Origin of the sequence: Bradyrhizobium brasilense (assembly GCF_029714345.1) — a bacterium.
GTDB classification, from domain to species: domain Bacteria; phylum Pseudomonadota; class Alphaproteobacteria; order Rhizobiales; family Xanthobacteraceae; genus Bradyrhizobium; species Bradyrhizobium australafricanum.
Map to the genome: position 1 here is coordinate 6468077 of NZ_CP121669.1, position 22023 is coordinate 6490099.

Annotated in this window: 16 protein-coding genes and 1 pseudogene; 8 read left to right on the forward strand and 9 right to left on the reverse strand. The window is 62.2% G+C overall.

Going from position 1 to position 22023, the window contains the following annotated elements:
• Positions 1–4: 4 nt before the first annotated feature.
• Together QA635_RS30200 and QA635_RS30205 are read right to left on the reverse strand one after the other, a co-directional pair.
• Positions 5–790, reverse strand: a complete 786-nt coding sequence (locus tag QA635_RS30200; protein WP_283063163.1) for a division plane positioning ATPase MipZ — start codon at positions 788–790, stop codon at positions 5–7.
• A gap of 242 nt (positions 791–1032) precedes the next feature.
• Complete coding sequence (locus tag QA635_RS30205) at positions 1033–1821, reverse strand: crotonase/enoyl-CoA hydratase family protein (protein WP_283063165.1); 789 nt, start codon at positions 1819–1821, stop codon at positions 1033–1035.
• Between the two features lie 104 nt (positions 1822–1925).
• On the opposite strand from QA635_RS30205, the gene QA635_RS30210 reads away from it, so the two are divergent.
• The 4 genes from QA635_RS30210 to QA635_RS30225 all read left to right on the forward strand — a co-directional run bounded on the left by QA635_RS30210 (position 1926) and on the right by QA635_RS30225 (position 5573).
• On the forward strand, positions 1926–2495 hold the full coding sequence (locus QA635_RS30210; protein WP_283063167.1) for a TetR/AcrR family transcriptional regulator: 570 nt from the start codon (positions 1926–1928) through the stop codon (positions 2493–2495).
• A gap of 37 nt (positions 2496–2532) precedes the next feature.
• Positions 2533–3291 carry an SDR family NAD(P)-dependent oxidoreductase gene (locus tag QA635_RS30215; protein WP_225643526.1) on the forward strand — a complete coding sequence of 253 codons (759 nt, stop codon included), beginning with the start codon at positions 2533–2535 and terminating at the stop codon, positions 3289–3291.
• Positions 3292–3401: 110 nt separating this feature from the next.
• Positions 3402–4325, forward strand: a complete 924-nt coding sequence (locus QA635_RS30220) for a glutathione S-transferase family protein (RefSeq protein WP_283063171.1) — start codon at positions 3402–3404, stop codon at positions 4323–4325.
• A gap of 213 nt (positions 4326–4538) precedes the next feature.
• Positions 4539–5573: an LLM class flavin-dependent oxidoreductase gene (locus QA635_RS30225; RefSeq protein ID WP_283063173.1), complete on the forward strand. Its 1035-nt coding sequence runs from the start codon at positions 4539–4541 to the stop codon at positions 5571–5573.
• Positions 5574–5657: 84 nt separating this feature from the next.
• Here the strand turns inward: QA635_RS30225 and QA635_RS30230 are convergent, their stop codons facing one another.
• Both QA635_RS30230 and QA635_RS30235 read right to left on the reverse strand, forming a co-directional pair.
• On the reverse strand, positions 5658–7229 hold the full coding sequence (locus tag QA635_RS30230) for a porin (RefSeq protein ID WP_283063175.1): 1572 nt from the start codon (positions 7227–7229) through the stop codon (positions 5658–5660).
• A gap of 740 nt (positions 7230–7969) precedes the next feature.
• Positions 7970–11074 carry a DEAD/DEAH box helicase gene (locus tag QA635_RS30235; protein ID WP_283063177.1) on the reverse strand — a complete coding sequence of 1035 codons (3105 nt, stop codon included), beginning with the start codon at positions 11072–11074 and terminating at the stop codon, positions 7970–7972.
• Between the two features lie 162 nt (positions 11075–11236).
• Between QA635_RS30235 and QA635_RS30240 the strand changes: the two genes are divergently transcribed.
• The gene (locus QA635_RS30240; protein ID WP_283063179.1) at positions 11237–11470 is read left to right on the forward strand and encodes a hypothetical protein; all 234 of its coding nucleotides are present in this window, start codon (positions 11237–11239) and stop codon (positions 11468–11470) included.
• Between the two features lie 496 nt (positions 11471–11966).
• Here QA635_RS30240 and trpC read toward each other — a convergent pair.
• Positions 11967–12755: pseudogene (gene trpC / locus QA635_RS30245) on the reverse strand (indole-3-glycerol phosphate synthase TrpC); the annotation flags it as partial.
• A gap of 402 nt (positions 12756–13157) precedes the next feature.
• Here trpC and QA635_RS30250 point away from each other — a divergent pair.
• The 3 genes from QA635_RS30250 (at position 13158) to QA635_RS30260 (ending at position 17133) form a co-directional block, all read left to right on the forward strand.
• Positions 13158–13613 (forward strand): (2Fe-2S)-binding protein, encoded by a 456-nt coding sequence (locus tag QA635_RS30250; protein ID WP_212061667.1) that lies wholly within the window; start codon positions 13158–13160, stop codon positions 13611–13613.
• Positions 13614–13617: 4 nt separating this feature from the next.
• Entirely contained in the window at positions 13618–15822 is a 2205-nt protein-coding gene (locus QA635_RS30255; protein WP_283063181.1) for a xanthine dehydrogenase family protein molybdopterin-binding subunit, read from the forward strand.
• Positions 15823–16119: 297 nt separating this feature from the next.
• The gene (locus tag QA635_RS30260; RefSeq protein ID WP_283063183.1) at positions 16120–17133 is read left to right on the forward strand and encodes an AraC family transcriptional regulator; all 1014 of its coding nucleotides are present in this window, start codon (positions 16120–16122) and stop codon (positions 17131–17133) included.
• Between the two features lie 167 nt (positions 17134–17300).
• Here QA635_RS30260 and QA635_RS30265 read toward each other — a convergent pair whose 3' ends face one another.
• The 4 genes from QA635_RS30265 to QA635_RS30280 form a co-directional block, all read right to left on the reverse strand.
• Positions 17301–18956, reverse strand: a complete 1656-nt coding sequence (locus QA635_RS30265) for a GMC family oxidoreductase (RefSeq protein ID WP_283063185.1) — start codon at positions 18954–18956, stop codon at positions 17301–17303.
• A 300-nt stretch (positions 18957–19256) separates the two neighbouring features.
• Complete coding sequence (locus QA635_RS30270; RefSeq protein WP_283063186.1) at positions 19257–19658, reverse strand: SPW repeat domain-containing protein; 402 nt, start codon at positions 19656–19658, stop codon at positions 19257–19259.
• A gap of 221 nt (positions 19659–19879) precedes the next feature.
• Positions 19880–20770 carry a LysR family transcriptional regulator gene (locus QA635_RS30275; RefSeq protein ID WP_283063187.1) on the reverse strand — a complete coding sequence of 297 codons (891 nt, stop codon included), beginning with the start codon at positions 20768–20770 and terminating at the stop codon, positions 19880–19882.
• A 398-nt stretch (positions 20771–21168) separates the two neighbouring features.
• A complete protein-coding gene (locus QA635_RS30280; protein WP_283071898.1) occupies positions 21169–21804 on the reverse strand; it encodes a response regulator transcription factor in 636 nt (211 codons plus the stop codon).
• Positions 21805–22023 lie beyond the last annotated feature (219 nt).

The following is a 22023-nucleotide window of genomic DNA, read 5'->3' on the forward strand; positions in this document are numbered from 1 at the left end:
CGCCTTACGCCGCGTCGCGGCTGGCGTCGGAGGATTCCGGCGGGCGCGCCGCCAGATGGCCGAGCATGATGGCGGTCATCAGCCGTTCCATCTCGAGCCGTGCGGTGACATGCGACATGGTCGGCCGGCCACCGAGTGCGAGCTGGCTGACGTCGTCGACCGCCGTCAGTCCGCGCGGGTAGAATTCGCGGAAGATCACGCGTTCGGCCAGGCCATCGACCAGGCGGAAATTCAGCGTCTTGGACAATTCGCTCAAGGCTTCGCCGACCAGGCGCTTGTTGCGTGACCCGAGCGTGGAGAGACGGTTGCGCAGCACCACCCACTCGAATGCCGGCTGATCGTGTGCGCTGCGCTGACGCCGCGCTTCCTCCACCATCTTCGAATAGTGGCTGATGCCGGTCACCTTGAAGTCGTTCGGATCGACGCTGCCGAGCACGTCGAAATCGAGGAAGCTGTCATTGAGCGGCGTGATCAACGTGTTCGCCAGCGAATGCGTGAACGTCGTCAGATAGGTGTCATGGCCGGGACAGTCGATGACGACGAAATCGTGCGACCGGCCGAGCCGCTCGACGATCTCGGCAAGCGCGCTGCGCCCGAGCGTCTCGACCTCGCTGCTCCTGCCGCTCACCGTCTCGAAGCACATATGCGCGGGGACGCCGAGATCCAGCGAGGTTTCCCGCGCCCAGTCCCGCCGGTTCTCGACGTAGTGCGTCAGCGACTTCTGCTTGTTGTCGAGATCGATGGTGGCGACACGCTGACCCGCCTTGATCAGCGCGATGGCGACGTGCATGGCAATTGTCGACTTGCCCGAGCCGCCCTTGTTATTTCCGACAACTATTACTCGTGCGTTTGTCATGGGAATCCATACCGGACGCTTGAGTGAAAGCAGGACGAAATAGAATTTAATGAATGGATTCGAATCTCCCTGATTCGACGAATCTCGACAAGAGTCGCTGCTACATTGTCGTGATCGAAATCAAGAAGCTGCGACATCATTGTCACAGCTTCTTCGAGCACGTATCGTGAACGCAACTAGCGCCCCTGGAATACGGCCGCGCGGCGCTCAACGAACGACTTGATGCCCTCGGCTGCATCTGATGTGTTGAGCACGCGTTCGCGGATCTGCGGGATGATCGCAATTGCCGCCTGCTCGCCGGCTTCGATGAACTTGCGGCCCGCCTCCTTGGTCACCTGGATTCCAAGCGGCGCATTGCGCGCGATGATCTCCGCGAGCGCCATCGCGCGCTCGACCTGCTGGCCCGCCGGCACGACTTCCTGCACGAGGCCGATCCGATGCGCCTCGGCGGCGGTGAACTCGTCGCACAGCAACAGGTGATACATCGCATCGCCCCACCCGGCGCGGCTGATATAGCGGAAATGCGCGCCCGCCAGCGGCGCGATGCCGCGCTTGGCTTCCATCTGGCAGAAGCGGCTGTCGTCCGCGGCGATCACGACATCGCCGGCCAGCATCATCTCGATGCCGACGGTGAACACGATACCCTGCACCGCCGTGACGATCGGCTTTCGGCAGCGCTTCGACAATCCGAACGGGTCGACGTTGCCCTCCGGCAGCGGCTTGCGCGTCGCCGTCGGACCGAAGAACTTCGGCATGTCGAGACCGGCGGTGAAACTGCCGCCGGCGGCGCAAAGCACGCCGACCCAGAGGCCATCGTCATTGTCGAGCAGCGTCAATGCGTCGGAAAGCTCAGCCATCATCTCCGGACTGAAGGCATTCTTCTTCGCGGGATTGTCGATGATGATCTTGAGGATGTGGTCGTGCCGCTCGTGGCGGACCCGCCCTTCGCTCGCGCTGCCGGACATCAGTTCCTCCCTGCTTTGTGACTGGATAATTTCTGAATGATGGTTGTCATCCATATGCATGATGGTCATAATCCAGAAAGAGAGTCAAACAGGGGCCAGGCGAGATGGGCCATTCCCAGGCCGACAAGGCCAGGAGCCGTGAGCGTATTCTGAACGAGGCTGCAACGCAGATCCGCGACAAGGGCCTCGACGCGCTCAGCATCGGCGGCCTGATGCAGCAGGTGAAGCTGACCCATGGCGGTTTCTATGGGCACTTCGCCTCGCGTTCCGACCTGATCGCCGCGGCACTGGAACAGGCGCTGAACGCAGGCGAAGCATCGGCTCACGCGGCGCGCGGTCCCGACAAGCCGGTCAACATCAACACACTGGTGCGGAGCTATCTCAGCCGCGCCCATCGCGACTCGCCCAAGTCGGGCTGCGCGATCGGCGCGCTGATCTCGGATGTCGGCCGCGCCGATGCGCAGTGCCGCGCGGTGATGGAGCCGCACATCGAATCCTTCATCGCCAAGGTCGCCGAGACGTTCGGCGACGATGACGACGGCAACGCAATCCTCGCGGTGAGTGCGATGGTCGGGGCGCTGGCGATCTCGCGCGTCCTCACCGATCAGAAGCGGTCCGACGCCATTCTGCGCACGGTGCGCGACAGCATCGTCGCGATGGCATCCGACGAATGATTTCGCCCGCGCCGCGGGCACCTTGATGGAGCGAGCCATGAACGACCGATCCGCCCTCGAGCCGACCGCCGTACAAGGAAGCGTGCTGATTGCCGGCGTCGGCGCGTCGAACGGCCTCGGCGCCGCGATTGCGCGTCGCTTTGCCGCCGGTGGCTATCCCGTCGCGATCGCCGGCCGCAACGCCGACAAGCTCGCCGCGACAGCGGCCGAGCTGGCCGCAAGCGGCGCGACGGTCACGCACGTGGTCGGCGACGCCTCCACGGCGGCCGATGTCGCGCGCTTCGTCGCGGCGGCCGAGCGGCTCGCACCGCTCGCGATGGCCGTGCACAATGCAGGCTCCAACCGGCCGGCACCGTTCCTGAAGGTCAGCGAGCAGCGCTTCGAGGAGCACTGGCGCGAACACGCGCTCGGCGGTTTCCAGCTGGCACAGGCCGCGATCCCCGCTCTGCTCGCGCGCGGCGGCGGCACGCTGGTGTTCACCGGCGCCAGCGGTTCGCTGCGCGGCAAGGCCAACTACTCACCGTTCGCCGCCGCAAAGGCCGCGCTGCGCGCGCTGGCGCAGAGCGTGGCGCGGGAATTCGGGCCGCAGGGCATCCATGTCGGCCATGTCGTGGTCGATGGCGGTATCGAAGGCGACCGCCTGCTGAGCATGCGCCCGCAATTGAAGGACGAGCGCGGGCCGGATGGCATGCTCAACATCGCGGCCATTGCCGACGCCTATTGGGTGCTGCACCACCAGCATCGCAGCGCCTGGACGCTGGAGCTCGACCTGCGGCCGTGGGCGGAGCAGTTCTGAACGCGCTGCGCCGCCCTCCTCGCCCGAGAATATAGGTTGCGATCGGCCGGAATCTTGTCAGCTTATGCGGCAAGGTCCGTCGAGATCGCACCCTGTCCCGGGAGAAGGCCATGTCGCAGCCCACGCCGATCCTGCACCATTTCGATCAATCGCCGTTCTCCGAGAAGATCCGCATCATCTTCGGATTCAAGAAGCTCGCCTGGAGCTCGGTGCGGATCTCGCGGATCATGCCGCGGCCGGACCTGATGCCGATGACCGGCGGCTATCGCCGCACGCCGACGATGCAGATCGGCGCCGACATCTATTGTGACACCCAGATCATCATCCGCGAGCTGGAGCGGCGCTACCCGACGCCGACGCTGTTTCCGGCCGGCAATGCCGGCATGCCCTGGGCGCTCGGCATGTGGGCCGACCGGCCGTTCTTCCAGAACACGGTCAACCTCGTGTTCGGCTTCATCGGCGACAAGGTCCCGCGGGATTTCATCGAGGATCGCGAGAAGTTGCGCGGCGGCAAGTTCGACGTCGCCGTCATGACCGCGGCGCTGCCGCAGATGCGCGACCAGTTCCGCGCCAATATCGACTGGATCGAGGCGCAACTCGGCGACGGCCGGCCGTGGCTGTTCGGCGAGTTCAGCCTCGCGGACGTCAGCGCCTACATGAACGTGTGGTATGCGCGGCAGAGCCTCGCCACGATGGACGAGATCATGAATTCCTTTCCGCGCGTTGCGGCTTGGGAGGAGCGCATCCGCGCCATCGGCCACGGCACGCGCACCGAGATGTCGTCGGCCGACGCGCTCGAGATCGCGGCGAAGGCACGGCCGGAGTCGCCTGTGTGCGGCGACCCCAGCGACCCGAACGGTCGCAAGCCCGGCGACGTCGTTGCCGTGATGCCGGATGACTACGGCAAGATCCCGGTGCGTGGCGAGATCGTCTCGCTGTCGGCGCAACACATCGCGATCCGCCGGTCGGATGAACGCGTCGGCGAGGTGGTGGTGCATTTCCCGCGCGCCGGCTTCCTGGTGGTCCCGGGCTGATTGGCGCAGGCTGCTCCGAAGCGGGCCTGGAAACGCTGCGTTTCGCGGCGTGACCTTGCCGGCCCCCTGAACCGGCAATAGTTCCCATCTATCTCCAACCCAAGGCTCCACAGCGCAGGCTTGCGGATCGATCCGCAGCAACCCGACCTTTCGGCCTGCGTGCGATGGGTGGCCCGTGGCGGATGCTCCGCCACGCCGACAACCGGACTGACCATGACGACCTCCGTCGAATTCGGGCTTGATACGTTTGGCGACGTCACCAACGACGCCGCCGGCACGCCGCTGCCCCATGCCCAGGTGATCCGCAACGTCGTCGACGAAGCGGTGCTGGCCGATCAGCTCGGGATCGATTTCATCGGGCTCGGCGAGCACCACCGCGCCGATTTTGCGATCTCCACGCCCGAGACCGTGCTGGCAGCAATCGCCGCACGCACCCAAAACATCCGCCTCGGCTCGGCGGTGACCGTGCTGAGCTCGGACGATCCGATCCGCGTCTTCCAGCGCTTCGCCACGGTCGACGCGGTCTCGAACGGCCGCGCCGAGGTGATCCTCGGCCGCGGCTCCTTCACCGAGTCGTTCCCGCTGTTTGGCTTCGACCTCAGGCAATACAACGAGCTGTTCGAGGAGAAGCTCGATCTGTTCACCGAACTGCTCAAGCAGGAGCCGGTGACCTGGCAGGGCAAGTTGCGGCCACCGCTCAAGAGCCAGTCGGTCTATCCGCCGGTCGAGCACGGCCGGCTGAAGACCTGGATCGGCGTCGGCGGCAGTCCCGAATCGGTGGTGCGCGCGGCGCATTACGACCTGCCGCTGATGCTTGCAATCATCGGCGGCGATCCCAAGCGCTTTGCACCCTATGTCGACCTGCACCAACGGGCCTACCAGCAGTTTGGCCGCGAACCGAAGCCGATTGGCGTGCACTCGCCGGGCTATGTCGCCGAGACCGACGCGCAGGCACGCGAGGAGCTGTGGCCGGACTACAAGGTCATGCGCGACCGTATCGGCAAGGAGCGCGGCTGGCCGCCGATGGGCCGCGACGAGTTCGTGGCCGAGGCCGAGCACGGCTCGCTCTATGTCGGCGCGCCGGAAACCGTTGCCCGCAAGATCGCGGCGACCGTCAAGGTGCTCGGCGCGGCGCGCTTCCAGCTGAAATACTCGGCGGGCCCGCTGCCGCACGACAAGCTGATGAAGAGCATCGAGCTCTACGGCAGCAAGGTGGTGCCGATGGTGCGCGACATGCTCGCCGCGTGACCCGCCAGAACCGGCATGACAAAGCAAAACCCCCGGCGCTTGCGCGCCGGGGGCTCTGTTAGATCGCAATCAGATCAACCGGTATTACCAGTTGCGCTGAGCGCGGAGCAGCAACATGTAGGTGTTCTGGTCCTTCATCTCGTACACAGCGGCCGGCTTGCCGATCCCTGCAGCGCCGGGGAAAGTGAGCGTACCGGCAAAGCTCTGGTCCAGACGGGTGTAGGTGAAGTCGGCCGAGAAGGTCAGGTTCTTCACCGGGGTCCACTGGGTCTGCGTACCGAGCTGCGCGATGCTGTAGTCGGGGTTGCAGGACGTCAGGTTGGAAGCGGCACTAAAGAAGTTGCTGAGCGAACCACCCACGCCAGTGCCGGTCGGGCCGCAGAGGTAGCCCTTGGCCGTACCGTTGTAGTTAACCTGGGCCCAGGCACCGTAGATGCTGGTGTTCCAGTTCGGATTCCAGTTGTGCACGTAGGCACCGCGGAAGCCGTAGGTCGTGATCAGCTGCTGCTGGCCGCCCGTGACGAACACGCTGTCCGGCGCGAGGCCGAAGCCGATGCTCTGGTAGGCACCCGGAACGTTGGTGCCGCCGAAGATGGTGTTCGCACCAGCCGAGCCGGCGAGGTCCTGGATGTTGTAGCGCGTCGCACCGTTGGTGTAGACGCCCTGCAAGTTGATGGTGTCGCCAGGTCCGGTCGGGATGTTCTTGATCGACAGAGCCAACTGACCAGCCCAGCCCCACTTGTCGTCCGGATGACCGGTCAACTCGGTGCCGCCATAGTAGGCCACGTGGTTGTTATGCGCAGCGAACGATGCCTGGAACAGACCCCAGGCCTGGTCGACGCGCAGCATCGCGACGAGATCCGGAGCGATCGTGCCAGCGTAGTCGCTGAGGCCGAACGTGTTGGTGTTACCGACAACGCCGAAGGTTGCGGGAGCACCGAGGTTGGCCACACCAGCCTGATAATACTGGGTCTGATCCTGAGCCGACAGAGACAGCGACACGCCGTTGCCGAACTGTGCGGTGTAGGTGAACTGGTTCACACCAGTGATCGTGCCGCCGCCGCCGACGAGACCGTCGTAGCTGTTGCCCGGGTAGTTGGCCCACGGAGCCGAGAACTGCGAGACCGCCTTACCGATGGTGAAGCCCGCGAACTGGATGAAGGCGTAGTAGACACCGACCGTACCGCCAGCAACTGCACCAGAGCTGGCGTTGTTCGGAGCCTGAACAGTGCCGATCGGCGAATAGACGGTCGCGCCGTTGCCCTGACCAGCGTAGTTGTCCGTCGTCCAGGAGAACGTCGCATCGAAGAAGGTGCGGACCACGCCGTATTCGGTCGCGGTGCGCGTATCGATGTTCAGGTCTTCACGCGAACGCCAGGTGTAGCCGTTGGTGAAGCGGTTGTTCGCACCACCAGCACCCGAGGTGTTGCCGGTGTGGTCCGAGTTGGTGTTCGCCAGAACGTCGACGCGCAGGTAGCCGCCCAGCTTGATACAGGTGTCGGTGCCCGGGATGTAGTAGAAACCGGGACCATACAGGGAGCAAACCTTCACGTACTCGACCGCTTTGGCCTTGACGGGAAGATCGGCCGCCTGAGCTCCGCCGACCGCGACGAGAGCCGCCGCCGAGCCGAGGATAAGGCTCTTAACCATCTTCATGTTAAACCTCCAAGTTGCTCTATCTCAGGGAAGGTTCCGGATCCGCCGGGTAAAACACCCTCAGGTTGGTTCCCTTTGTCCCTTAAATCCCCGCTTAGTCGCTTCGCGTCTTCGGACACACCCGCATGAACGCGAGGGACTTAAGCGAACCACCTAGAACGGGACGACCTCGGGATGCCCCCCTCCGTCGTAGTTCCATATGAGACAGAAGGCCCCCGATCACGCAACAAAAGACCGCTCGGTTTGGGGCAAGTTGCGGCTGTTTTCGGGCAAATGTTGCACAAATATCACGGGCTTTTGAATTGCGGCATTTCCGCAAGCCATTGAAATACAATACGAATATTTCAGTTACCGCTATCGGGCACAAGATTGGGCAACACCGCGCGGAACGGTGTGCAAAACGCGTAGTCCTACTGAGAAAGCGAAAGCCAGAATCGGCTTCGGCAGCGCTGATTCCGGCATCCCGGGCACGACTTTTCGGCCCAAAACGCCGCGATTTGAACAACATAACCCGCCCCGAATACCGTCGACTCGCGCCTGGAAGGGGGCTTTCCGATGGCTCGGAGCAGGCCGAATGACGGCGGGCGGTTTGCCACGCATGTGCAGTAACGATGCTACATGTCACTGGGATGTCAGCGCGCAGAAACGGTCGATTGTTCTCCGCAGCCCCGGCGCGCTGAAATATCTCTACTGCGCGCGGCGCACCCGCAAGGCTCGTCTCCGACGGAGCCGCGTCGCGCTCACTCGTCCAAAATGTCCAGGAGATCCTCGATCCGCTCGAAAGGCGGCTCGTGTATGTTGTCCGAATAGAACACGCGATCGCCGTCGCGCTGGAGCGAACGTGCTCTGGATTTGAGCAGCCTCCCGGGAAGGAACGTCGCCGCGACGGCCTCCGGGCCGACATCGAGCCTCACGATACCTCTCCGCTTGCAATCGATCCTGAGCCTCGCCGCGGCGAAGAAGTCCCGACCGGCCGACGGCAGCCTGCCGAAGCGGCGCGAGGTCTCTTCCTCGAGATCCTCCAGATCGTCTTCGCTCCGGCACCTCGCGGCACGGCCATAGATTTCAAGCCGCACGGATTCCGATTGCACATAGCTCCTGGGCAGCAAATCCGCGAGCGGAAGGTTGAGATCGGGCACCCACATATCGGCGGACCGGTCGTTGGTCTTCTCCGAGGCTTGCTTGAGAAGGTGGCTGTAGAGCACCGGACCGAAAACCTGCACGTGGCCGGATTGACGCTCCGAAAGCAGATCCCCGGCGCCTCTGAGGTCGAGATCCCGCTCGCTGATCGCAAAACCGGCGCCCGGTCTGCTGAACTCCTCCAGAACGGCCAAACGCCTCCCGGATTGTTCCGAACTGGATTCGGTCAGCATGTATGCGAAGGCGCGTGTCCCGCCGCGTCCCACCCGGCCTCTGAGCTGGTGGAGCTGTGCCAGACCGAACTTTTCCGGCCAGCAGACCACGATGGTGTTCGCCCTGGGGATGTCGAGACCGCTTTCAACGATGTTGGTCGCCAGGAGAACGTCCGCCTCGCCTTCGACGAAACTCATCATTCGATCGTCGATTTCGTCGGCGGGTAGCTTGCCATGCAGGCAGACGATGCGGAGCTCCGGGGCCATCGACTGCACGCGCGCCAGCATCGGATCCAGATCCTGGATGCGCGGACAGATCAGAAAGCTTTGCCCGTGCCGTCGCTGCTCGCGCAGCAATGCGGCGGCAATGGCGGCGTCCGAGAGCGGAGCGATCTTGGTCGCGACCGGAAGCCGATGAACGGGCGGGGATGCGATCACGCTCAGCTCCCTGAATCCCGCAAGGCCCGCCGCAAGTGTGCGCGGAATCGGCGTGGCACTCATCCACAGCGTATGGGCGCCCTTCGCCAGCCCTGAAAGCTTCGCCTTCTCGGCCGCGCCGAAGTGCTGCTCTTCGTCGACAATGACCAGGCTCAGCTTGGCGAACTTCACGTCCTTCGATGCGATCGCCTGCGTGCCGACCACGACCTTCATCTTGCCGCTTCGCAGGCCCTCCTTGGTCTCCTTCATCTCCGGAGACGACGTCGCCCGCGACAGGCTTCCCACTTCGATGCCAAGCGGGGCAAACCGTTTGCGGAAGGTTGCGACGTGCTGCCTTGCCAGAACAGTCGTCGGCACGACGACGGCGACCTGCTTGCCCGACAGCGCAACGGCCGCCGCCGCGCGCAATGCCACCTCGGTCTTGCCAAACCCGACGTCGCCGCAGACGACCCGATCCATCGGATGACCGGACGCCAGATCATCCAGCACGTCGTGAATTGCCTTCGCCTGGTCGACGGTTGTGAAATAAGGAAAGCGCGCGACGAACCGCTCATATGCGGGACCGGGAGCGACCAGCTTGGGAGCGCGCCGGCGGCGCCGTTGCGCGATGTGTTTGGCAAGCGCCTTGGCGGCAGTTTGAATTTCCTGCTCCGCCTTGGTACGGCGCGTCCACCACGTACTGCCATCGGCCCTGTCCAATGCCAGCTTGCCGAGCTCCGCGGCATACGGCCAGATCAGCGCAAGATCGGCCGGCGGAACGAGGACGGCATCATCCCCCGCGAATGCCAGCCTGATCATCTCGCGCGATGATCCCTTCCCCACATCGAAAGTCTGCAAGCCATCGAGCACGGCCAGCCCGCGCTGCAGATGCACGACGACAGCGCCGCGCTCCGGCACGTCGGGATGATCGAAAGCCGAACTCCAGGCTCTCGCCATGGGCTGCGGATGATGCGCCCTGCTGCCGAGCACGTCGGTCGCCGTCACGACGACGAGCGGCTTGCGCCCTGAGCCGATGAAGCCGGTGTCGAAGTCGGCCAGCAGCGCGCCTTCGCCGCCTCGCCCCTTCGCCGCCTCGTTCCAGTCGGCGAAGCGCTCCGCCTTGATCCCGCTCATTCGTTCCATCGCGCGCAGATCGTCCTCGACCGCCGCGACAAACAGCAGCCGCGATCCGGCACGCTCGGTGTCGGCGACGAATGCGCGAAGAGCTTTCCGCGACGAGGCGACCTTCGAGAAGTCAGGCGTGGCGGTGAAAGCTGCCTTTCGGGGCAGCGAGCTCATCCGTCTGGTCAGCCGTTTCCAGTCAGCGGGCCCCAGATACTCGCGCTCCGCCTCCCTGCGGCCGGCCGCCTCCTTGATCGTGCTCAGCCAGCTATCGGCGTGGCCCGAAACGCCGGCGTCCGCGATCCAGCGCGCGCGCTGACAATAATCCGGCAGCGCCGCCCGCTGTGCCCGCTTGCCGCCCAACGCGATCCGTTCGGACATCGGGTCGATGTGCAGTTCCTCCGCGTCGAACACGACGTCGTGCTCGTCCGGATCGACACCTGCGATTCTGCGGATCACGCCACCGGAATGCTCAATTCTGAACGGCCCCAGCGCGCCCGCGGGAAATACCTCGAACGTCATTCCGTGGAACAGAGCGCTGCCGGGATAATCCGCCTCTTCGTCGAGATCGTATCCCAGAGCTTCCAGACGATCCTTGAGTTCCTGCTCGGAATAGCCCGCCCCCACCTTCAGGCTGATGCTGAGGCGCGCCGAGCTGGCGGGCAACGGCAACCGCTCCATGATCGCCTCGGCCGTCGACACCAGGAAGACCGGCTTCTTGCTCCGGGCGAGGCGCCTCAACACCGAACTGCGCCGGCCGGCGATCTCTCGTGACGGCTCCAGCCCGTCAAAGGGCAAGGTATTCAGCCTCGGGAACACCAGCACCTCGAGCGAGGGATCGAGCGAATGCAGCACGCTGCCCAGGCGCTCGGCCCTGTTCTCGCTTTCCGCAAGGAAAACGATGCCGTCCCGCCCGGACTTCTTCCATTGCTCGAGAAGATCGAGCGCCAGCATGCCAAGCGGTGAGGCAGACGATATCCCGGAACGCGCCGATCCCTTGCTTTTCTTCTTCGCGCCAGCAGCAGCGCGGGCCTTCTTGGTATTCGCCACGTCAGATCCGTCGTTATGTCGTGATTACGATCGCCCGTTGACCTGGATCTACGGGCGACTCGGGGCTTGTCGCCCGCCGCCATGGAAACCAAAGCGGCACAGATTTCCAGCCAGCCGGCCCAATCCGCCCGAAATGGCGGCGGGGGCGGCCGGCAAAAAACGATTCCTCTCTTGAAATCAACGGCTTGCTTGCTGGCTGGGGCGGGAGGGATCGAACCTCCGAATGGCGGAATCAAAATCAGTTTGATTATTCAACAAAATCAACGCGCGTTTGGAAAAAACGGCCGAATTCGCCTCTAACAAATTCAATAGCTTGGGACACGTTTCCAAACGGCCAGGTTGCCTTCGCGGAGCGGTCCCGACAGACTGAGGCGACAGGCTGAGGCGCGCTGATCGGAAAGAGAGACGCTTCGGCTACGATCCGTCGATTGAATGGCTAATTGGGCAAGATTGGCGCGATACCAAATTCGAGCCGCCCGAACGAACCAAAGGATGAAGCGTCGCGGGGATTGAGTCAGTAAAGCGTTACCGCCTTTCTCCACACCCGAAAAGCCTGCGGTATACCTTCTGCAATTGTGCGCCTAAAGTCGGCCCCTACGCCACTTCGAGCCAAGTTAGGCTCACGCCGCGCGTGCATTTGCGCCAAGAGCGTCGTCTCGTGTCGAAGCCAACCCCTCTACTCCTGTGACGAGAATCGGGGCGTCGCGGTTGCCAGCGCGACCGCGGGCCACTGACTCATTTGAGAGGACGGCGCGGTTCGTCTGGAGGGCATTTCCGCCGCTGTCGCTGGCCTGTCCTGCACCAGCAGCGCGCGGGTTGCCGCCGCGACATCGGGCTGGCGCATCAGGCTCTCGCCGACAAGGAACGTCGACATGCCCACGCGCTCGAGCCTGGCCAGATCGTCCGACGTGAAAATGCCGCTTTCGCCGACCATCAGCCGCTCCTTCGGGATCAGCCGCGCTAACGCCTCGCTTGTCGCGAGCGTGGTCTCGAACGTACGTAGATTGCGGTTGTTGACGCCGATCATGGGCGAGCGGAGTTTCAGCCCGCGGTCGAGTTCGAACCGGTCGTGGATCTCGATCAAAACATCCATCTGCAGCGCGATCGCGGCGTCCTCGATATCCTTAGCGGCCGCATCGTCGAGTGCGGCCATGATGATCAGGATGCAATCGGCGCCGTGAGCGCGGGCTTCGACAACTTGATAGGTGTCGAACATGAAGTCCTTGCGCAGCACCGGCAGATTGGTTACCGCGCGCGCCGCGACCATGAAGTCGAGATGCCCCTGGAACGACGGCGTATCGGTCAGCACCGAAAGGCACGCCGCGCCCCCGGCCTCATAGGCTTTTGCCAAGGCGGGCGGGTCGAAGTCGGCCCGGATGAGGCCCTTCGATGGCGACGCCTTCTTGATCTCGGCAATCAGCGCATAGTCGCCGGCGCCATGCTTTTCTTTGATCGCACGGAAGAAGCCGCGCGGTGGCGGTGCCGCCTTGGCGCGAGCCTCGATGCTCGCAAGGGGACGAGCACGCTTGGAGGCAGCAATCTCTTCGCGCTTGTAGGTTTCGATTTTCTTCAAGATGTCCGACATCATCGACCAGTTCGTGGATTCACTTGTCGCTCAACAATCTGCATTGCTTCAGCGCAACGACACAAATCAACAAATATCGTCGCCTGACTCACTTCCTCTTCATCGACCACTCGTGCCGATAGGCATGCGCGATCGCATGCAAGGCGCTCTCGCATGGCGCCATCGCAGCCCTATTCCCCGCCGTCATGGAAACCATACATGACGGCTATTAGAAAATTTCGTCCCGCGGTGCGATCAATGGGCGTCGCTATGGCGAGATCCCATCGACTAGCGCCGACGCAACTTCAATCCGTCGCATCCGCCGGACCAGGCCGCATCAGGCGACTTCATCATGTTGAGGGCTTCCAATGCGTGGGCGCTCGTCGACTCACCCCTCGCTCCCAATGCGCTTGAGAGGCATCCATGGCTTTCACGTTAAAGATCAACGGCACATCCCATAAAGTCGATGTCGACGGCGATATCCCGTTGCTGTGGGTGCTGCGCGACGTCCTCGGCATGACCGGGACCAAGTTCGGCTGCGGCCAGGCGCTGTGCGGCGCCTGCACCGTGCATGTCGACGGTCAGGCGGTCCGTTCCTGCCAGACATCGGTTGACAGCGTCGGCGACAGCGCGGTCACCACGATCGAGGCGATCGGCCAGGCGCCGCAGGGCGCGGCCTTGCAGAAGGCGTGGCTCGAGCTGGAGGTGGTTCAATGCGGCTACTGCCAGTCCGGCCAAATCATGTCGGCGGCGGCCTTGCTGAAAGACACTCCGAAGCCGAGCGATGCGGATATCGACTCAGCGATGTCAGGCAACGTGTGCCGTTGCGGGACCTACCAGCGCATTCGCGCCGCGATCAAGCGCGCAGCGGGAGTTTGAGGTCATGGATAGGCAAATTCTGAAGGGCCGGAGCGACGAAACGGCGATGTCGCGGCGCTCCTTGCTCCAAGGCACCGGCTTGCTGCTTGGCTTTGCGTTGACCGGAACGAGCACTAAATCCGTCTTTGCGGCGTCCGCTTCGCAGGTGGTCGAAAACGAGGTCATGGGTACCTTCGCGCCGAATGGATTCATACGGATCAATCCAACCGGCGCCGTCACGCTGATCATGCCGATGGTCGAGATGGGACAGGGAGTTTACACGTCGCTGTCAATGCTTCTCGCCGAAGAGCTGGAAGTCAAGCTTGACCAGATTCAGGTTCAGCATGCGCCCCCAAATCATGCGCTTTACGTCAACTCGATCATAGGCCTTCAAAACACCGGTGGTTCCGCTTCGGTGCGTGCCTTCTGGACGCCGCTGCGTCAGGCAGGGGCAGTAGGTCGCAACCTGATGATTGCGGCGGCCGCCAAGCGTTGGAATATCGATCCAGCGACTTGCCGAGCCGCCAGCGGCGTTGTGTTCGATAGGTCAGGCTCGAAGCATCTGAACTATGGCGAACTTGTGGAGGCCGCGGCGAAACTGCCTGTGCCGGCCGCAGCAAACATCAAATTGAAAGATCCGAAAGATTTCGTGCTGATCGGCACGCGTGCCAAGCGCGTGGATTCATCGATAAAGGTCGACGGGCGCGCTCTCTACGGCATCGATGTGCGGCTACCCGGTATGAAGGTTGCCGCGGTGGCTATCTCGCCTGTGCTCGGCGGCAAGGCGAAAACAGTAAACGAGAAAGCCGCCCTCACGGTCATGGGCGTTAGGCAGGTGGTCAATATCGATGAAGCTGTCGCCGTGGTGGCGGATCATATGGGGGCGGCGAAGAAGGGGCTCGAGGCCGCCGCCATCACGTGGGACGATGGGCCGAACAGCAAGGTCAACAATGCCGACATCGTCAAGCAGTTGGAGGCGGAATCAAAAAAGCCCGGCGTGGTTGCCCGCAACCATGGCGATGCAGGCAAGGCCCTTGCTGCGGCGGCGCAACGGCTTGACGCCATCTATCAGGTTCCTTTTCTGGCTCATGCGGCGATGGAGCCGATGAACTGCACCGTTCATCTGCAGAAGGATCGTTGCGACATCTGGGTCGGGACACAGGCGCCGACGATAACGCAGGCTCTGGTGGTCGAACTCACCGGCCTGCCCAAGGATTCGATCAAGATTCACAATCATCTGATTGGCGGGGGCTTCGGCCGGAGGCTGGAGGCCGATGGCACGGTGCTGGCCGTCAAGATCGCCAAGCACGTCGACAGCCCGGTCAAGGTGATCTGGAGCCGCGAGGAAGACATCCAGCACGACATGTATCGGCCGTACTATCTCGATCGACTGTCGGCCGGACTTGATGCCGCCGGCAAGCCGGTTGCCTGGACGCACCGGATCGCCGGCTCCTCGATCTTCGCTCGCTATTATCCCCCTTATATCAAGGATGGTCTGGACCCCGACGCCGTCGAAGCCGCGGCCGAGCCTCCCTATGCGTTGCCCAACATCCATGTCGACTATGTCCAGGTCGAGCCCCGCGGCGTCCGGACATCCTGGTGGCGCGGTGTCGGACCGACTCACAACGTGTTTGTGGTCGAAAGCTTCATGGACGAGCTCGCCCATGCCGCGAAGCAGGATCCCGTCGCTTATCGCAAGGGATTGCTTGGCCACAATCCGCGCGCGCTTGCCGTTTTGTCGCTTGCCGCAGAAAAAGCAGGCTGGGGATCACCCCTTCCCGCGCGGCACGGTCGCGGGATTTCGGTCCAATTTGCGTACGGAAGTTACGTCTCGCAGGTCGCCGAGGTCGAAGTGGCAGCCGACGGCTCTGTCAAAGTTAAACGGATCGTCTGTGCGCTTGATTGCGGCATGTACGTCAATCCCGATACGATAGAAGCCCAGGTTCAGGGTGGAACGCTTTTCGGGCTGACTGCCGCTCTTCGTGGCTCGATCACCTTCAAGGATGGACGGGTTGAGCAGAGCAACTTCGACAGTTATCTGCCGATGCGCATCGACGAGGTGCCGGTGGTGGAGACGCATTTGATCAAGAACGCGGAGGCTCCCGGTGGCGTTGGTGAGGCTCCGACGGCCATCGTCAACGCCGCAGTGACCAATGCGGTCTTCGCCGCAACTGGCAAACGTGTTCGCAGTCTGCCGATCGATGCGGATTCGCTCAAGTCGTCGTCCTAGTCCTTTGCCCGCTGTCCCCGTGCCGCAGCGTTTGGGCTCGCCTGTAGCTGCGCTCCACATGACGGCATCGAGCGCCTGAATCTGGTCAGCTGCCACGAGCTGAAGTTGCTTCAGGATCGACCTGCAAGAGTTTCACTTCCCTACCAGGACATTCTGATCATGATCACTCCATCGGGTTTGGAAAGAACGTCGGTCAGCAGGTGCAATCGAGCATGGTGGCCCCTTGCTGATTCTTCGAGAACAGGCTTCAAAGCACGATTGGCGCCGTTAGCCAGACAGTAGAGGGCCACCACGGTCATGCACACGAAAGCGGGTCCAGCGCAGGCTCTCGTCGGGCAGAACATTTTTCCGACCGGGGGCTCGACTGTCAAATTGTCTACAACAGACCTCAACAACTTGATGCAGGACCTCGACATCGATGTCATCGCCCTGACTGAGCTTCTGGTGCCGCGCGGCCATCGAGTCGAAATGGGAATGATTGACGCGCCCGGGATCCACTACAATTTGAGTGGCGAGGGAAGCATATCGATCAACGGCAGACCAGCGATACCGCTGAGCCCTCATTTGCTCATCATCGTACCGCCAAACACCCCGTTCTCGATCGAGGTCGACGGCAGTAACGTCCCACCAAAGCTCATTTCGAGAGACTGCTGGACCCGTCAAGACGGCATCCTCCGCGTCGCGGTGCCAAACGAGTACCCCGAAATCGTTCAGATATGCGGCTTTTTTAACGCATCGTTTGGCCAATCTGTGAGGCTGTTCGCGGAGCTTCGGGAACCGGTGATCGAGCAGTTCGAGCCGGCGGACAGGATCGATCAAAAGCTTCGCGAAGCCATGGACGAGTTGCTACAGCAAGAGGTCGGCGTTGGAGCCATGACCGCGTCCCTGCTCAAGCAAATCATTGTCTCATTGGTGCGACGGTCGCTAAGGTCATCCCGGCGGTGGACTGAGCGATTCTCGATACTTGCCGACAAGCAGCTCACCCGTGCCTTCGCAGATATGGTGGCGCGGCCAGGAGCCACCCACTCAGTTCAAAGTTTGGCACACAGTGCGGGATTGAGTCGCTCGGCGTTCATGGCCCGATTCTCTGAAGTCTTTGGACGAACCCCGATGGCGATCCTGCGGGACTTGAGAATGCGCCAGGCTGCAATCGATTTGGCGACGACGACGACGTCGGTCGATGTTGTTGCTCAAAATGCGGGGTACGAGAGCCGTTCAAGTTTCGCTCGAGCTTTTCGAAAGGCGTACCATCGAGATCCGAGCGACTATCGGCGGATGGCCAAGGAGGGCCAAGCTCGGAAGGATATCTGAGAGCGAGGCACCGCGGCTTGCTTTTTGACACAAGGAATCGACGACCGGAAAGCAAGCAGAGGACCGCCCGTCACGGCACAACCCCGCCCTGCGTCATGCAGGGCGGCTCCTCGCAAGTGTTTCACGCCTGCAGCCGAATGCCTGCCTATGGCGGCAGCCAGAGCTGCCTAGGTCCGCTTCAGATCGGCGACCAGCATCGCACTAGCGTGGCGCGCAAGCGCCTGGGTCGGGGCGTTGGTATTGCCGCTGGTGATGTTCGGCATGATCGAGGCGTCTATCACCCGTAGGCCCTCGACCCCGCGGACCCTGAGCCTTGCGTCAACCACCGCTTTCCCGTCCTGACCCATCCGGCACGTGCCGACCGGGTGCCACATCGTCGTCACGACACGCTTCACCCATTCGCCGATCTCCGCATCCGACCGGACCTGCGAGCCAGGATCCATCTCTTCCTCGATCACCGACGCCAACGACTCCTGGGCCATTACCTCGCGGATCGCGCGCACCGATTGCACTGCGGCCTTCAAGTCTTCTTCCTCGCCGACGAAGTTCGGGTTGATGAGGGGCATCGACGCCGGGTCGCTGTCGGCAAGCCGCACCCAGCCACGGCTCCTGGGCTGAAGCACCACGAGTTCGAAGGTGACACCCGAGCGGTCGCCGGTCGGGCCGAGTTGCTCGTTCAAGATGATAGGAGCGTGATAGCATTGGATCGTGGGGTCGGCGGCGAAGTCCGACGGATTCCAGTGGGTAACCGTCTCGATGCCGTTGCCCGACGCCGGGCCATCCTTGGTGACGAGATAACGCAGGCCGGCCTTAACGGTGCCGAGCCCCTGCGCGGCCGCCTGATAGCCGAGATCGCCCTTTACATAGGCCCGGACGGGTACCATCGGGTGGTCGTGGAGATTTTCGCCGACCCCCGGAGAATCGACAATCACCCGAATGCCGTGCCGCTGCAACTGCTCGGCTGGTCCGATACCCGAGTGCATGAGAATCTTCGGGCTATGGACGGCCCCGGCCGACAACACGATCTCGCCGGCCATGATTCTCTCGAGGCCGTTGTCCTTCAGCTCGATGCCGACGGCCCGCTTGTTTTCGATAAGAATCCGAACGACGGTCGTGCTGGTGAGAAGAGTGACGCGGCCTGAGACGAGGTGCGGACGCAGATAAGCATCGACCGCACTGCACCGGCGCTGATTTCCGACCGTCGACTGCACCGGCGAGACGCCGATCTGGCTCTCGCCGTTATAATCGGGATTATAGGGAATCCCATACTCCTGGAAGGCCTTGAGGCAATATTGGTTCAGCTCGTTGATGCCCTTCGGCAACTGCACCGCCAGACCACCATTGATGCCGTGATATTCGTCGTGGAAGGTGTCGTTGCGCTCCTGTGCCATGAAGACGGGAAGCAGGTCTTCATACGACCATTTACCGGTGTCGCCGACTGCATCTTGCCACGCGGCGAAGTCGCGTATCTGGCCACGGACATAGCACATCGCATTGATCGAGGAGCCCCCGCCTAGCACCCTGCCCGAGCGATATGCTCGGCTCTTGCCGTGCTGGGGAACCGTCTCGTATTTCCAGACATGCCGGTCGTGAACCAGGATATTGGCGAAGCCCGCCGGAATGTGGATGAACGGATCGCGATCCATCTCGCCCGCTTCGATAAGCGCGATCGACGCATCGGTGTGTTCGGCGAGATAACTCGCGACCACGCAGCCGGCCGCACCCGCACCGACAATGACGATGTCATATCTCTCCTGGGGCATCTGTGTTTTTCTCTTTCGCACCATTTTTTTCGCCCGATCAACGCCCGTAATCGGCGCCACGCTATCGCGGCGCTGATCAAGAGATTGAATGGACCTTGCTTTTGGAGGGTGACCCTGCAACGTCGGCGAGGGAAATCACCTCTCGCCATGGAGTCGATAGACGGTCGTTATCGTCGCTCGCCGTACTCCACGACGTCAGAGGATCTGGCCGCACCGCCCGAAGGCTGGCACTGCGAAAGCCTTCCACCATCGACGCTCAAAAGGATGATCTGGTCCAAGCCTCTAACGCGCCCCATTCGTGACGGACGCCAGCGGACGAACATCAGCAACGTCTTGCCCTCGATTACGTCATTAGCGCCTTCAACCCGCGGCGCGCCTGCCGAATTCCGAATGCATCGCAACCGGCTTCTCGGGCGCGTTCAGGACTGAGGTCGTGATCAGGACGGCGGCGGCGAGAACCCAGTAGTACCAGGCGTCGAGCCCGGCGAATCCGAAGGCAAACGGAGCAATGACAAACACCACCCCAACGGCCCGATCGACCCAAAGGTGCAACCAGTAGGGAATGATGCGGACGAGCCCGGTGGGATGGTCGGTCAGCGCGGCCAGCAGCAGCGCGGCCACACCGGCGAAAACCGAGAGCCACATGGCGACCGGCCCACTCTGACCGAGCTTCAGCACAAACGGTGCCGCGATTAAGGCGATCGCAACGGGGTAGTCGATCAGGTAGGCATGGATAGACTTGGTGATAAAGCGGAACGACATCGGTGACTCCTACTGACTTGATTGCTCGAGCCGATTCTTGCGAGGCGGAGAGCGCGTGCACCCAAGAGGCGACTACGCCGTCCCATGCTTGTTCGCATTCCGCGCAACCGTTACTCAGCTCGGTTAGACAACCAGTAAGCAGGCACGCCAATCATTAGAAATGCCGGGTCGTTATCATTTCCATTCCACTCGCTCGGCGCGATGGACACATTCCACGATTTTCACGCCGTCCGAACAACGGCCGACCAGTCGCGAAGCCGTGCGACCTTGACGAAAGCGTCCAGCGCCGGCGAGTAGCGACGCCCCTGCACTGCCAGCAGCCGAACCTCCCGCGAAACCAGATCGCCTTCGAGCGGGATGGTCTTGAGCGTCGCGAGACGCGGCATGTGCTCGGGCGCGATTATCACACCGAAGCCAGCCGCCGCCAGATGTTGCAGGTGCAAGTCGTTACTTCCGGAGTGCCCAAGGTGGAATGGCTCCTCAGGGGAATACGACCGTTGAATCTTCGGGGTGATGTCGCATCCGGAGCGTTCCAGCAAGATGGTCTCACGGAGGTCATCGATGCCGAGCGAGGAATGATTTGCAAGCTCGTGTGTCGGCGCGAGAACGGCGACATAGCGCTCTTCGAACAGCGACCAGTCGTCGATGCGAGCGGGCATGTCCTGCACCTCCCCGACCATTGCGGCGCTGATCTCGCCCTTGAGTAAAAGGTCGACGAGCTTCTCAGCGGCCTCTTCGCGCAGCTCGACGTGAAGTCCAGGTACGAACTTCGCTGTCTCCGCAATCGGATCGAGGACGAGCGATGCTGAGATCGATGGGGCAAGGCCGATCTTCAGTGGCGCAACCTCCTTGCGTTGGAACTCCTGTGCCCTGCGACGCACCGCCTCTGCCGAGGCCAGAGTGCGCTCCAGCATTGGAAGGATTGCCTTTCCAAGGTCGGTCAGCTGCGTCAGTCGGCGTTCGCGATAGATCAGCTGACCGCCGAGTTCCTGCTCCAGCTTCTGCACTCCCTTGGTCAGGGCGGGTTGCGCGACGTTGCACCGCTCGGCTGCGCGGGTGAAGTTGAGCGTGGATGCCACGGCGAGGAAGTAGCGAACTTGATGAAGCTCCACGGTTGATCTCCGTCAAGTTGTTGGAACAACGATTGCCTGATCCCTATCCGGACTAAGAGTGGCGTAATGCACGTCAAATCCCGGTTCAGAATGCGCCGAGCGACCGATAAACGGGCGCATTGTAAGCTCGCTTGCGTCGAAAGACGGCCTTCCAAAGAGAGCCTTGTTGAGCGCAGTCTGATGGCTCGGGCCACTGCCGTCGATTGCGCGGAGGTATTGCGAGGTTCGCTCGTCGCTGCTTGTGTTAAGCGTTCGCTTAGAAGCGATCACGCAGACCTCGCGGCCCGAGTCCGTTAGCCGGATGGGCACATGAGACAGGACTCAATAGCGCAGCAAAATGCGGCAGACGCGACTAGATGGCCGCGCTCACACAGCAACTGACGGCAGGCCCCTTGAGGTCAGGAGCTTTGCGGTTGCTGATGTCTTACATTGAGAAGGTCCGCCATCCGGCTGAGCTCGGGAAGCGAACGCGCCTTCATCTTCCTCATCAGATTCACGCGATGAACCTTTACCGTGGATTCGGTGATACCGATATCGTTGGCAACCTGTTTGTTCAGGCGACCGGCCACGACGCCGAGCATGACTTCACGCTCGCGGGAGCTGAGCGTGTCAAATCGATCCTTGAGCGTAGCCAATGCGCTATCACTCTCGCGACGGGCGCGATCGCGATCGAGGCCGGCTTGGATGGCATCAAGCAAATCCTGATCACGAAATGGCTTTGTAAGGAACTCGATCGCGCCGCCCTTCATCGCTTGCACGGTCATCGGTACGTCGGCGTGCGCCGTAATGAAGATGATCGGCACCTGCCTATTTGCGGCGACAAGATCGCGTTGAAGCTCAAGACCGCTTCGCCCCGGCATTCTCACATCGAGCACCAGGCAAGTGGGACCGTCCGGCGGATCGGCCTTGAGAAAATCGGAAACAGACGAAAATTGTCGGGCAGATAAGCCGACTGTCCGCAACAGCCGAACGACCGAGTCGCGAAACTCCGGATCGTCATCGATAACCAAGACACTGGGATCTGCCTCACCCATTCTCGGTAACCCTGCGTTGAGGAAGTACATTTTCCCTATTTCCGGCGTCATTCTACGCCCGATCTGTGGCGATGAACAATATCCGTCGCCTAAGCGGATAGCCAAAAGCCTAAGCCATAGCTTAGGAACGGCGGCCTTGCACTATCGGGGAATGTCCGTGACGTTAAGTTGCATGCTGCGAGGCGTCGCCCCGTGCCGGTCGGCGGACGTGCCTGGAAC